At 70.0% G+C, this 13,554-nt stretch carries 7 protein-coding genes; 1 reads left to right on the forward strand and 6 read right to left on the reverse strand.

Features of this window, described 5'->3' with window-relative positions; all coding sequences use genetic code 11:
• Positions 1–16: 16 nt before the first annotated feature.
• From KCTC_RS10700 to KCTC_RS10715, 4 genes are read right to left on the reverse strand one after another with little or no spacing between them, the layout of a single operon-like run.
• Entirely contained in the window at positions 17–913 is an 897-nt protein-coding gene (locus KCTC_RS10700) for a LysR substrate-binding domain-containing protein (RefSeq protein ID WP_125569264.1), read from the reverse strand.
• A 24-nt stretch (positions 914–937) separates the two neighbouring features.
• Positions 938–1,588, reverse strand: a complete 651-nt coding sequence (locus KCTC_RS10705) for a lipoyl protein ligase domain-containing protein (protein ID WP_125569265.1) — start codon at positions 1,586–1,588, stop codon at positions 938–940.
• A 38-nt stretch (positions 1,589–1,626) separates the two neighbouring features.
• Entirely contained in the window at positions 1,627–1,884 is a 258-nt protein-coding gene (locus KCTC_RS10710; RefSeq protein ID WP_125569266.1) for an acetyl-CoA carboxylase biotin carboxyl carrier protein subunit, read from the reverse strand.
• The gene (locus KCTC_RS10715; protein WP_125569267.1) at positions 1,881–3,380 is read right to left on the reverse strand and encodes an acyl-CoA carboxylase subunit beta; all 1,500 of its coding nucleotides are present in this window, start codon (positions 3,378–3,380) and stop codon (positions 1,881–1,883) included. Before KCTC_RS10715 ends, KCTC_RS10710 begins: the two co-directional genes overlap by 4 nt.
• Before the next feature lie 138 nt (positions 3,381–3,518).
• On the opposite strand from KCTC_RS10715, the gene KCTC_RS10720 reads away from it, so the two are divergent.
• Positions 3,519–4,139: a TetR/AcrR family transcriptional regulator gene (locus KCTC_RS10720; protein ID WP_125569268.1), complete on the forward strand. Its 621-nt coding sequence runs from the start codon at positions 3,519–3,521 to the stop codon at positions 4,137–4,139.
• Here KCTC_RS10720 and acpS read toward each other — a convergent pair.
• Positions 4,028–4,540 carry a holo-ACP synthase AcpS gene (acpS, locus tag KCTC_RS10725; RefSeq protein WP_125569269.1) on the reverse strand — a complete coding sequence of 171 codons (513 nt, stop codon included), beginning with the start codon at positions 4,538–4,540 and terminating at the stop codon, positions 4,028–4,030. The genes KCTC_RS10720 and acpS overlap by 112 nt on opposite strands.
• Positions 4,531–13,335, reverse strand: a complete 8,805-nt coding sequence (locus KCTC_RS10730) for a type I polyketide synthase (protein ID WP_231998692.1) — start codon at positions 13,333–13,335, stop codon at positions 4,531–4,533. Before KCTC_RS10730 ends, acpS begins: the two co-directional genes overlap by 10 nt.
• Positions 13,336–13,554: the final 219 nt, after the last annotated feature.

Raw genomic sequence — 13,554 nt, forward strand, 5'->3', positions numbered from 1 at the left:
GCGATGAGTGTCGCCGTCACGAACGCGCAGCCAGCGCCTCCCGGGCGTGCGCCGCGACATGCGTACGGAAATGCTCGGACGCGGGCGGCAGTCGCCGGTCCTTCATCCAGGCCAGACCGATCTCGCGTACAGCCTTGACGTCACTGATCTGCAGATGCGGAGCGGTCGGCGCACCCCCGCTGTGCGGGGCCGGCAGCAGCGCAACACCGAGGCCGGCGGCGACAAGGCCGCGGATCGTGTCGACCTCCTCGCCCTCGAACCCGAAGGTCGGTTCGAACCCGGCCTGGGCGCAGAGCGTCGTGGTGACGTCGCGCAGGCTGAAGCCCGGTTTCAGGGCGATGAAGGTCTCCCCGGCGGCCTCCTTGAGGCGTACGCTCTTCCGCTCGGCGAGCCGATGATTGGGCGGGACCACCAGGCGCAGCGGCTCCTCGAGCAGCCGGATGCTCTCGATCTGGGGGTGCGTCGGGCGGTCGCCGGTGATGGCCATGTCGACGACGCCGCTCAGAAGGTCGTCCACGAGGCCGGCGTCACCGTGCTGGCGCAGGTCGAACCTGACGTCGGGGCGCTCGCGCCGGAACTGCTGGACGAGTTCGGGAACGAGCCAGGTGCCGAGGGTGTGCAGGAAGGCGACAGGGACGAATCCGCCGTCGGGCGCCGCCATGTCCTGCACGGCGCGCACGCCTCGGTCATAGGCCTCGACGATGCTCCGTGCGTACGGGACGAGCTCATGACCGGCGGGGGTGAGGACGACGCCCCGGCCGACGCGCTGGAAGAGCTCGGATCCGGCTTCGCGTTCCAGGCGCGCGAGGGCGCGAGACATCGCGGGCTGGGTCCGATTGGCCAGCTCGGCGGCTTCGGTCACCGTACGGCCGTCAGCCACGGCGAGGAATGAGCGAATCGTGTCGATCTCCACGAACACATGCTCTCAGTGCATGAGTCAATCGACCAGCAGTCGACGGGTGATCGCGTCACGAAGTTCGCCGAGCCGGTCGCCGACTCCGCCCGCGACCTCAGCGAGGTCAGCGGAGATCGCGGCTCGTTCGACCTCGGTCAGGACCAGATGATCGACGACGTCGTGCGGGTCCCAGCGGTCGTACACGATGCACTGGAATCGTGCCCCGTCGCGCGTACGCCGCTGCGCGATCCCGACCGTCTTTCGGCCGGCGATGAGCACCTCGCCCGGGCCGTTCGCGCCGAAGCACACCAGTCGTCCCCACGGGGTCTTCTCCAGGCCCTCGTCGTACACCTCGCCCTCGATGCCGATCGAACGGAGGGCCTCCGCCCACGCGCGGCCCAGCCAGTGGGAGGAGGTGCGTACGTCGTCGCTCCAGCGTGGATCGGTCGGTGGCACGATCACGTCCAACCACAAGCTGCGGGCCGGGTCGACGAAGACCGCTCCGCCACCGCTTCGGCGTCGGGCGACATCCATCCCGGGCGCGGCCTCGGCCAGGGCGACGTCTTGCGCGCTGCCCATCACCAACACCGGTCCAGGTGCTTCGAAGAACCACGCCTCTGCCTCGCTCAGCCCCGACGGGATCGGTCGCTCGAGGAACGTCGCGACAGGTTCGGTGAACCGGTGGATCTGCATGAGGTTGATTGTTGCTTGCTGAGCCGCAGAGGAGCGGGTCAGCCGGCAGCACGCGGCTGCGGCACACCCGCCCCAGGCACGATCACCACCACCGCGTCGCCCTCCTGGACGATCTGCCCCGGCTCGACCGGGATCGAGGCGACCACCCCGGCGACCGTCGCGAAGATCGGGATCTCCATCTTCATCGACTCCACGACCGCCAACATCGAGCCAGCCTCGACGTGATCGCCCACCGCGACTTCGATCTTCCAGACCGAGGCCACGATCGGTGCTACGTGAGGGACGGTGTCGCTCATGCGGTCAGCATCCGCAACGACGCCACCAAGCGGTCGCGGGTCTCCTCGGGCAGGATCACGTCGTCGACGATCCCGGCCTCGGCCGCGATCCACGGGCGGGCGACGTTCTCGCGGTAGTCGGCGGCCAACGAGTCGCGCAGCGCGGCCGGGTCCTCGGCGGCGGCGAGTTCGCGCCGGTTGAGCAGCGCCACCGCGCCACCGGGACCCATCACCGCGATCTCCGAACCCGGCCACGCCCAGCACGCATCGGCGCCGAGCGACGGCGAACCCATCGCGATGTACGCACCGCCGTACGCCTTGCGGACGATGACGGTCAGCAGCGGCCCGGTCGCCTCGGCGTACGCACGCAGCAACGTTGCGCCGTACGTGATCACGCCGCGGCCCTCCTCGACCGTTCCGGGCAGGAAGCCCGGGACGTCGACGAAGGTGAGGACGGGGATACCGAATCGGCCGCAGTAGTCCACGAACCGCGACGCCTTGACCGAGGTCTGGGTGTCGAGGATGCCGCCGCGGGCGTTCGGCTGGTTGGCCAGGATGCCGACCGGCTTGCCGTCGAGGCGGGCGAACATCGTCAGCACGCTGGGGGAGCGCGTGGGCATGATCTCGAACATCGAGCCCTCGTCCACGACACCGGCGATCACCTGCGTCATGTCGAAGCCGACGCTGGCCTTCGACGGCACCACGTACGGGAGCTCCGCAGCCGCAGCCGCGTCCGGGCCGACCGGCAACGACTCCGGCAGCGGGCCGCCGGCGTACGTCGGGGTGAAGGAGAGGATCTTGCGCGTTGCCTGGATCGCCTCGGCCTCGGAGTCGACCGCGAGGTGCGCGACGCCGGAGGTCTGGGTGTGCATGTCGGCGCCGCCGATCGCCTCGGCGGTGGCGTCCTCGCCGGTCGCGGCCTTCACGATGTCGGGGCCGGTGAGGAACATCTGCCCCTGCTCGCGGACCATGATCGTCCAGTCGGTGAGGGCAGGTGAGTACGCGGCGGCACCGGCACACGGGCCGAGGATGACGCTGATCTGGGGCACCCGACGGGTCGCCTTCACGTTGAGCCGGAAGATGCCGCCACAGCCGTGCAGCGCGTGGATGCCGTCGTGGATCCGCGCGCCGCTGGAGTCGTTGAGGTAGATGATCGGGTAGCCGTGGTCGATCGCGAACCGCTGCGCGTCCTGGACCGCGTCTGCGAAGACGGCCCCGATCGCGCCGGCGGCGACTGCCGCGTCGTGGCTGATGATGACCACTGGCCGACGGTTCACGGTTGCCCATCCGGTGAGGACGCCGGCGCCGACGCCCGGCTCACGTGACCGCGCCGGGGCGAACGCCACGAAGGTGCCCTGGTCAGCGAGCTGCTCGGCGCGCTCCTTCGCGGTGAAGGTCCGGTTGCCCCGCGGCGCAACGCGTACGGCCTTGGCGGCGCGACGAGTGAGCAGGGCAGCGCGCTGCGGGTCCTCGTTGAAGTCGTCCAGATCCGCGGGTGCGGTGAGTTGCTGGGTCATCGGTGGTCCCTCCGGAGGTGCATGTCATCCATGGAAACACAAACATGAGGGTTTCCTCAAACTAAATGCGAGGAAAACCTCATATTTATCTGCGCTCGAACGCGGAGTTCGATGGCTACTCCTCGGTAGCATCAGCGCATGACCGAGGAATTGCTGGAGCCGCGGCGTCGACCGACGCAGGATCGGAGCCAGAAGAAGTTCGACGAACTGCTGCGCGTCGCGCGACGTTTGTTGATCGATGTGGGCTTCGAGTCGTTCACCTGTGAAGAGGTCGCCCATCGCGCGGGACTGCCGATCGGCACCCTCTACCAGTTCTTCGCCAACAAGTACGTGATCGTGTGCGAGCTCGACCGGCAGGATGCCGTCGACGTCCGCGAGCAGGTCCGAGAGCTGACAGCCCAACTCCCGACGCTCGACTGGCCGGCCTTGGTCAACCAGGTGGTCGATCGGATGGCGGCGATGTGGGTGGCCGATCCGTCGCGTCGTGCGGTCTGGCACGCCGTACAGTCCACGCCTGCGACCCGGGCCACGGCGACGGTGATCGAGCGCGACCTCGCGGCCAGCGTCGCCCGTACGCTCGCACCCCTGACGCCCGGCACCCCCAGGGAGCGCCGCACGATCATCGCCGAGGTGCTGGTCCATGTCGTCTACTCGATGCTCAACTTCTCGGTTCGCGACGGGCAGGAGCACGCCGAGGCCGTCACGGAACTCAAGCGACTGCTCGGTGCGTACCTGCATGCCGCCGAGAGCACCACGTAGGCCGCAGCGATCGGACCGTCGTGGCTCAGGGAGACCTGGATCTCGTAGTCGCTGAGCTCGAGCCGCAGTGCTCCGTGGGTCGCGAGCCGTGGTCGTCCCCAGCCGTCGCTGACGACCTCGACGAGTCCGAGGGAGTCGTCGGCCAGGATCGGCGGGCGGCCGTAGAACAGCGTCGACCAGGCCTTGATGAGCGCCTCCTTGGCGGCCCAGCGGGCGGCCCAGTGCTCAGCTCCACCGCCGCGGGCGGCGATCTCGGCCCTCTCGCCGGTCCGGAAGAACGTGCTGAAGCGCGACCCCGGCAACGCCAGTTGCTCGGCGAACGACGCGACGTCGACGACGTCGAGTCCGACGCCGACGACGTGGCCGTCGATCGCCTCGGGTGAGAAGGCTGTCAGCGGCATGCGTACGCGCCGTCCTGAGCCAGTCGCGCCGTCGGGTTGATCAGGACCTCGGCCTCGCGCTCGCGGTACCCGGCTGCGTCGCCGAGACGGCGACCCTTCGGGCGTACGTACGCCGGCTCGTCGAGCATCGCCCGGGTGATCCGGAGACGGCCGTCGACCTGGCGGGCGCGGGCTCGAGCGCGGTAGTCTTCACGTTCGTCGGCCGGGAGACTCTGGATGAACGCCTCCGGGTGGACCACCGCGACCAGGCCGGAGACGTGTCCGAAGCCGAGGCTGGTCACCAGGCCGGCACGAAGCGGGCCGGTGTGCAACGGCTGGCGCAGCCACACGAGTCGGCGGTACTCCTCCAGAGCCGGGTCGAGACAGTCCAGGCTGCGGTTCGGCGGGACGACGCCCTGCGTCAGGACCTGGCAGAGGCCGATCAGCTGGAACGCCGCGGCACCACCCTTGGCGTGACCGGTCAGCGACTTCTGCGAGACCACCAGAAGGGGGTTGTCCGCGTGCCGGCCCAACGCGTCGGCGAGACGTTCGTGCAGCTCGGACTCGTTCGGATCGTTGGCGGCCGTTGACGTGTCGTGCTTGGAGATCACGGCGACGTCGTCGGCGGTCAGACCGAGGCCGTTCAGGGCCTTCGCGAGCATCGAATCCTGCCCGCCGAGGCCGGCGCTCAGCGCGCCCAGGCCAGGGGCCGGGATCGAGGTGTGGATGCCGTCCGCGTACGAACCGGCGTACGCCACGACGCCCAGGACCGGCAGGCCCATCCGGGCGGCCACGTCACCGCGGGCCAGGAGCAGGGTGCCGCCGCCCTGGGACTCGACGAACCCGCCGCGGCGGCGGTCGTTGGCTCGGCTGATGTATCGGTCCGATATACCTTGCGCTCGCATCGCCTCGGTGTCGGCCGTCGCGGACATGGCCGCGAAGCCCACCACGCCCTCGGTGCTCAGGTCGTCGAAGCCTCCTGCGACGACGACATCGGCCTTACCGACACGGATCTTGTCGACACCCTCCTCGACGCTGACCGCGGTCGTGGCGCATGCCGCCACCGGGTGCACCATCGCGCCGTATCCGCCGACGTAGGACTGCATCACGTGCGCGGCGATGACGTTCGGCAGAGCCTCCTGCAACAGGTCGTTCGCCGTCGACTCGCCGAGCAGCGTGTCGACGTACAGCGACTGCATCGACGTCATGCCGCCCATACCCGTGCCCTGCGTGTTCGCCACACGAGCCGGGTGGACCCAGCGCATCAACTCACTCGGCGTGAAGCCGCTGGAGAGGAACGCATCCACGGTGCAGACCAGGTTCCACAGGGCGACCCGGTCGATCGCCTCGACCATCTCGCCGGGGATGCCCCAGACGCGCGGATCGAAGCCTGTCGGCAACTGACCACCGACGGTCCGGCTGACACTCACCCGTCGCGGGACCCGGATCTCCGTCCCGGCCCGACGCGTCACTGTCCACTCGCCGTCGGCGTTGGTGGCGATGGCGGTGTGCTCGGGGTTGGCCTCACGCATCGCCTGCGCCTCGGCCTCACTGCTCACCGTGAACGTGAGGTCCTCGGGCAGGAACACCGACGCCAGCAGGGGAGCGGAGCCCGGGGTGATGGCACCGTCCTCGACATAGTCGCGTACTCCGCACCGCTCAAGCACGGCGTCGTTGTAGCGATCGAAGATCTCCGCCTCGTCGACTGCCTCGTCGGAGGCGACGTCGAACCAGCTGCCGGCCACCGCGTCCCAGCGCACCAGGCCGGTCGTCCAGGCGAGTTCGAGTACGCCCGCGGCACTTAGTTCGCCGCTGACCTCGACCTCGAAGCGAGTCCGCGACGAGCCATACGGACCGAGCTCGCCCGCGCCGACGATGACCACCAGGTCCTCGGGTCGCACCTCGAGGGTCGGCCACTCGGGGATGTGCGGTTCGTGCAGGTCGGCAGGCGATCCGGGGAGCGCGTCGATCCGAGACACGGTCTCGGCGGCGACTTCGTCATCGGCGCTTGCGGAGTCGGCGACCGACTTGGCCAGTTCGCGCAGATTGATCGCGTCGAGGCCTCCGGTCAGGTCGACGGTGAGCGGCTCAACCGCTGCCTTCTCCCGAGCTGCAACCGAGCAGAGGGCCAGCAGCTCGGCGGCCATCTCAGCGTTCGACCAGGTGCGTACGCCGGCTGCCTCGACGGCCTCGACGAGCGGGTCGTTGCTCTTCATCAGGCCGGTGCCGCGGACCCAGCCGATGATGGCGTGGGCCAGCGTCACGTTCTCGGCCCAGTCGCGCTCGGCCTTCCATCGGGTCACGAGTGCATCCAGGGCGGCCTTTGCCTCGCCGTACGCGCCGTCGCCACCGAATCGGCCGCGGTTCGGGGAGCCGGGGAGGACCACGTGCAGCGAGCGGCCCCAGTCGGCGGTCACGAGTCGCTCGACGGACCACAGCAGGATGCGGGCCTCGACCTCAGCGCGTGGGCCGACGTCCGCGGCGTCGCCGCGTACCGATCCGGCTGCGAACGGGAGCAGCAACGTCGGGCGCAGAGCCGGCTTGGTCACCTTCGTGGTCGGACCCACGGCGGTGGTCTGCTCGCCGGTGACCCAGGCGACGAACGCGTCGATGTCGGCGAACGATGCCATGTTGGCCGGCACGACCCAGAGCTTCGCCCCGACCTGTGCGTGCTCGCGGTAGAGCTGCTTGAAGAACGCCAGCCGGGCGTCGTCGAGTCGCGACGTGGTCGCGATGACGGTGGCGCCACCGGCCAGGAGCTCACCGGCGACCGCCGCCGCGATCGATCCGACCGAAGCCCCGGTGATGATCGCAGTGTCCTCGGCCCAGGTACCGACCTGAGTCGTCTCCGCAGCGCTGGCGACGTCGTCGAGTTCGAGCCAGCGGGCGATCGCGGCCGCGTTGTCGCCAGCCGCGTCGATGTTGGCCGAGTCCTGCTCGCCGTACGCGATGCGCACGATGTCCTCGCGCACGCTGGCCCAGCGGTCGTCCAGCAGGACGGCGCGCTTGGCATCGAATGCCGGCGCGGTCGCGGTGATCCACCCGGTGCCGAGCTCGCGTTCGACGTGGGCGATCAGGGCAGCGTCGTCGTTGGCGTCCTCCGCCGTTGCGACCGCAGCCGGTTCGAACTTCGCGAGCAGGTGCTTGGCCGTCGACACCAGTGCATCGGTGATGCCACCGGTGATCCCGGCGAGCGCTCCGGCGTCGACGGAGGCACTCTCAGCCACCGGCGCCGCGACACTCACGCCGTGGCGTGCTGCGACCGCGGTGACCGCCGCGTCGATGATCGCTGTGGCCTCACCCGCGTTGCCTGGCGCAGCACCGGCGGCCAGGTCGCCACCGCGTACGCTCGCGCCCTCGCGGGTCCGCAGCGCCACCTCGACGAGGACGTGGTGCGCCCAGCCTGCGCCCAACTGCCAGTGGCCGGTGACGCGGTCGGCGATGGCCGACTGGCGTACGCCTGCAGGACCGAGAACCTTCTTGAGGTGGTCGGCCAGAGTCACGGAGAGCACCGGGCCGAACGGCTTGTAGCCGCGCGCAAGAGCGTTGACCTGGCCGGACAGCGTGCCGAGATCGGCTTCGGCGGCACCGTCGATCGCGCCGAGGGAGAGCTCGGTTCCGAGGTCGACGAGCAACTGGTTGCGGCGCGAGGAGGCACCATCGGTGAGAGCCTCGATCGAGTCGTTGCCGGCGAGTTGGTCGGCACGGATCTTGGTCCACCAGGTGAGCAGCAGACGTGTGGCGTCCGCGGCGGTGAAGGGGAGGTCGGCGATGTTGGCGGAGGCAGCGGCCGGTGCGGCGGCGACGGGGGCGGCTGCCGCAGGGGCCGAGTCGGCCGGGGCCGCAGCCTCCGGCTCGTCGTCGTCGATCACGACGTCCTCATCGGTGGAGAAGCACCGTGCGGCGTCGCGCTCGAGGTTGTACACGTCAACGGCGCGGTCCAGCCGTACCCGCACGCTCGGGACCTTCAAGGTCTGCGAGGCGAGGTTGGCCAGGGTCGGCGACTTCCCGACGCCGACCTCGATCAGCTGGGTCACGCCCAGGCCGCCGTACGTGGTCGAACCGAAGAAGAGGTCCTGGGTCTCGATCCACCGCACCGGGCTGGCGAACTGCCACGCGAGCAACTCGACCAGCAGGAGCCGGGTCAGCGCGCCCGGCCGTGCGGCCCATGCGGCGAAGTCCGCCAGGGCAGCCTCGATCGGCTCCGCAGGCGCGACCTCGAGGATCGATCGAAGGAACTCCTCGTCGAGCGAGAACGGACGGGCGACCAGGTTCGGCACGTACCGACCCAGCAGCAGGGCCGGGTCGATCTCGGCCGGCAGGAGCGCCTCGAGGGAGGAACGGAAGTCCGGGACACCGGCGCGCAGCACGGAGGAATGGAACGGCACGTCGATGCCCGGTACGAGAACGAAGGCGCCACGGCCACCGGCGGCGGCGCGACGGCGCTCGACCTCGGTCTCCAGGGCCTTGCAGCCGGCGACGGTGCCGGCGATCGCGTACTGCGAACCGCGCAGGTTGTAGTTCACGATCTGGAGGAACTCGCCGGACTCCGCGGAGACCGTCTCGACGAAGGCGAGCACGTCGTCATCGGCGAGGTCGATCTGGGACGGACGGATGGCGGCGAGGCGGTAGTCGCTGCGGCCCTCGGCGTCGCGGGGCACGAGTCGGTGCATCACCGATCCGCGCTGGTAGACGACCTCGACGACGGCCTCGAGCGAGATCACACCGGCGACGGCGGCGAGCGCGTTGTACTCACCGACCGAGTGGCCGGCGACGTACGCGTCCTCGACGACCAGACCGGACTCGACCAGTTCGGCCATCTGCGCCGAGGCCAGGACGGCCATGGCGACCTGGGTGAACTGCGTGAGGAACAGGACGCCGTCCGGGTGCTTGTGGCGCCCGTCGGCGGCGTCCAGCTCGGTCGGGTTCGTACGCACGACCTCGAGGATCGAGAAGCCGAGGCGACTGCGGGTGTGCGCGTCCGCGCGGTCCCAGATCTCGCGCGCGGCCTTGCTGCGGCCGTACGCCTCCATGCCCATGCCCGGGTGCTGGATCCCCTGGCCGGGGAAGACGTACGCCGTGGTCGGAGCGCCGACCAGTGCCTGGCCGGAGAAGACGGTGGTGCCGTCGACGGAGGCGACCACGGTGAGCAGTTCGCGCCCGGCGCGTACGCCGATCCGCGCAGCCTGGATGGTGACTTCCTGACCCGGCATCACCGGGGCGAGGAACTGACCGCTCCACGCCTCGATCGGGCGGTCGGTCTGTTCAGTGATCACGCGCTGGGCGACGGCGGAGATCCACATCCCGTGCACGATCGGGCCCTCGAGCCCGGCCAATTGCGCGACGGCGACGCTGGTGTGCAGCGGGTTGTGATCGCCGGTGACAGCGGCGAAGGCGTGCAGGTCGGTGGGTGCCGTGACGGTGGCACTGACGCGTACGACTCGCGGGGTGTCGCGGACGTCGGGAGCGATTGCGGTCGGGGGCGTCAAGCGCGCCGCACCGCTGCGGCCGCGGATGGCGAATCGCTCGTGGAGCGTGGCGACCGGAGCGCCGCCCCGGGTCAGTGAGACATCGACGGTGACGACTCGGCCGACCTCGGTGTCGGTGACCGAGACGATCTCGGCTTCAGCATCCAATACGCCCGGCTCGGTGGGGATCGAACCGGTGATGACGTGGTCGAGGTGGACCAGGTCGAGTACGCCCTCCACCACGTCGGGGCGCGTCGCCAGGGTGTGGAACACGGTCGGCCAGGTCAGTCCGACGAGCGCGTCCAGGACCGCGTCGGTCCCGTGGGCGCCGGTGTCGGTGACCAGCGCGTGCTCGGTGGCCAACCCCGGGTGGAACTGGGCGTGACCGCCGCTGCGCTGACCGGCCATGGCATTGAGCAGGCCGATCATCGACTCGGCCGCGTCCTCGACGACCGGCGCTGCGCCAGTCGGCGTCCCATCCGTCGTACGCAGGATCAGGGTGATCGCGGAGTCGCCGGTCGGGATCTGCAACTCGACGCTCGTCGGGCTGGTGGCGCTCAGGGTCGCTCCCGTTGCACGCTGCTCGGCTCGAGCGGCATCCACGACGTGCCAGTCCCCACCCAGTCGGTGGACCGGATTGGTGACGGTGCGCTCGCCCCAGACGACGTCTGGCGCGGCGAGTACGAGCGAGAGCGCGTCCTCGGCGTGCTCGTCGCGGCGGCGGCCCACCACGCGGGCCGGCCAGTCGCCGTCGGCCAGGACGGAGTCGACCACGGCGTCCTCGAAACGCTGCAGCAGGTCGGCGACCGGCTCGTCGACCCGGGTGATGCCCGCGATCGCCACCGGACCGGGGATGACACAGACGGCATCGGCGTCGTACCGCTCGTCGTGGGCCTGCCACAAGGAGTCCGAACGCCACCAGCGACGTACCTCCGCGTCCAGGACCGGGACGAACGGGACGGGCTTGCCTGCCGTGCGGCAGACCTTCACGAAGAAGGAGACGTCCACGGGGTGGAGTTGGACGCTCTCCGCGGACGGGTAGTGCTCGATCAGGGCTGCAATCGCCGCGGCGCCGTCCTCGATCTCGGCCGATTCGGCCCACAGGGTCGGGATCTGGCCGTGGTCCTCGGGGGCGAGCCGCGCCTCGGCGCGCTGCAGGAGCGTGTGGAAGCGATCCCGCAGGGTGCTGTCGAGCCAGGTCGGTGTTCCGGCGAGGTCCACGAACCGCGTGAGCCATTCGGCGTACGTCATCTGTGCGGCGTCGCCGAAGTACGGCTTCGCGGTCTGGTTCAGCGCCTCGATGATTTCCCCGGCGCGCGCCTTCACGGCGTCGGCGTCGCCGGCGACCTCGTCCAGGAGGCGGCCGACGCGGGAGGCGGTGTTGTCGATCTCGTGGATGTCGGCGCCGAGCTGGCTGTGGCCCGATGCCATGCCGTTGCGGGCGGTGCCAGCCTTGACCCAGCCGTCAGTTCCGGGGGTGTCGACGAGGAGCTGCTTGACCTGGGGGGACGTGGTCGCCTCCAGGCAGGCCATCGCAGCCGTACCGATGAGGACACCGTCGAGGGGCATCGCCGGGTGGCCGAGCGCGATCGACCAGTCGCCGGTGATGTATCGGGCCGCTATATCCGGCGTTCCGATCCCGCCACCGACACACACCACCACGTTCTCGCGAGCACGGAGGTCGGCGTAGGTCTTGATCAGGAGCTCGTCGAGGTCCTCCCACGAGTGGTGCCCCCCGGCCTTACCGCCCTCGATCTGCACGATCAGTGGCGTCGGGGCGACCTCGTCGGCGATCGCGAGTACGTCGCGTACCTGAGCCAGCGTGCCCGGCTTGAAGGCGACGTACGGAACCCCGACCGCACGGAGGTCACCGACCAATCGCACCGCATCCTCCAGTTCGGGGACACCAGCCGTGACGATGACACCGTCGACAGCGGCGCCGGCCGCGCGAGCGCGGGGGAGCAGTCGCTTGCCCTCGACCTGCAGACGCCAGAGGTACGGGTCGAGCAGGAGCGAGTTGAACGCCCACGTCCGACCCGGCTCGAGCAGGCCACCGAGGCGATCGACGTTCGCGGCGAAGATCTCCTCGCTGACCTGACCGCCGCCGGCAAGCTCAGCCCAGAAGCCGGCGTTCGCGGCTGCTGCGACGATCGCCGGGTCGACGGTCGTCGGGGTCATGCCTGCGAGCAGGATCGGTGAGCGACCGGTGAGTCGCGTGAAGGCCGTCTCGGCACGGGTGCTGCCGTCAGGCAGCGTCACCACCGTCGGGGCGTACGCGGTCCAACTCCTGGCGGGGGCAGGCGCGCCACCGGGCACCGTGAGCTCGCGCAGGCCGCGGTTCAGGGCGGTCGGGACCACGGTGAGGCCGTGTGCGCGAGCGTCGGTTGAGGTCAGTCGGCTGGCGACATCGGTCGGGCCGAGATCGAGGACCCAGGTCGCGGCAGACGACGTCAGGGTGGCCACGTCGGCGGCCCAGTCGGTCGGTTGCACAATCGCGCTGTCGGTCAGGCGTCGCGCGGCGTCCGGGTCGAGTCCGCACGCAGCAGCCCAGGTGGCGGCGAGATCCGACGCCGCGGCGAGCTCGGAGTGGTGGTACGCGGCGCCGATGTGGAGGTCGTCGATCACGGCACCGGGGATGAGGTCCTCGAGATGCCGCAGTTCCGCCGCCGGGCCGGTCACCACATGGCTCGTCGGACCGTTGTGCAGGCCGATCTCCAGACGTGACGGTTGCGGCGCAGCGGCGAGTGCCGCCTTGAGCTCGCTGTGCGAGGGCCCGGACACGCTACGCATCCCCGCGCCCAGCAACCCGTGCTCGCGAGCAGTCCGCTCGACGGCCGCGCCGATCAGGATCGCGTACGCGAGGGCCTCGGCCTCATCCATGCCGCTCAGAAGTTCGACGGCGAGCCGTCCTTGGGAGTGCCCGATCGCCACGGTCGCGGCGGCTGGGTCCAGTCCGAGGCGACGCAGCCCGCGTACGAGTGCGATGTGTCCCAGCAGTACGCCCGGGATCGAGAGCGACGGTGCCACGACCTCGTCGGCCGAGGGCGCCGCCGAGGCGTCGTCGGACTCGATCGACTCGCTGTCGGCGAGTGCATTCAGCCACGGGATGGGGTCGAAGCGTTGTCCCGAACGCAGCAGTTCGCCGCCCACCGGGCTGGTCCGCTCCTGGGCGGCGGCGACCAGCGGTCCGACCTCGACGGCGTGCGTACGCACCAGCTCCGCCAACCCGGTCAGCCACGGCGCGCCCTGGCCGCCGAAGATCACCGAGAACGGAGTCCCGGACGCCAGCTGGTCCAGGAGCGTGCGTGAGGTCGAGGAAGTACGCGGAAGCGGGGGAGCGATCGACATGCCGTCCATGAGAACATAAACATGAGGGAAACCTCAAATAAAACGCGAGGAAAGCCTCATATTGAGAGGGAATTCACTCCCGCGACGCCTCCGGGCCGGTGATCGCGACAATTCAGGACATGTTGCGCGCCGGACGCACATACGCCCTTCGGTCCCGTCATGTCCTGAATTGTTGAGCGGTCACCTCGGTCGGAGACGCAGGGCACGCCTTAGGGTGAG

This window comes from Nocardioides baekrokdamisoli, from assembly GCF_003945325.1.
In the GTDB taxonomy this organism is placed as follows: Bacteria; Actinomycetota; Actinomycetes; order Propionibacteriales; family Nocardioidaceae; genus Nocardioides; species Nocardioides baekrokdamisoli.

Bases quoted from the DNA above. Each gene is read 5' to 3' on its own strand.
- acpS (WP_125569269.1), bottom strand. From the start codon at position 4,540: ATGCCGCTGACAGCCTTCTCACCCGAGGCGATCGACGGCCACGTCGTC.
- KCTC_RS10730 (WP_231998692.1), bottom strand. From the start codon at position 13,335: ATGTCGATCGCTCCCCCGCTTCCGCGTACTTCCTCGACCTCACGCACG.
- KCTC_RS10710 (WP_125569266.1), bottom strand. From the start codon at position 1,884: ATGAGCGACACCGTCCCTCACGTAGCACCGATCGTGGCCTCGGTCTGG.
- KCTC_RS10715 (WP_125569267.1), bottom strand. From the start codon at position 3,380: ATGACCCAGCAACTCACCGCACCCGCGGATCTGGACGACTTCAACGAG.
- KCTC_RS10720 (WP_125569268.1), top strand. From the start codon at position 3,519: ATGACCGAGGAATTGCTGGAGCCGCGGCGTCGACCGACGCAGGATCGG.
- KCTC_RS10705 (WP_125569265.1), bottom strand. From the start codon at position 1,588: ATGCAGATCCACCGGTTCACCGAACCTGTCGCGACGTTCCTCGAGCGA.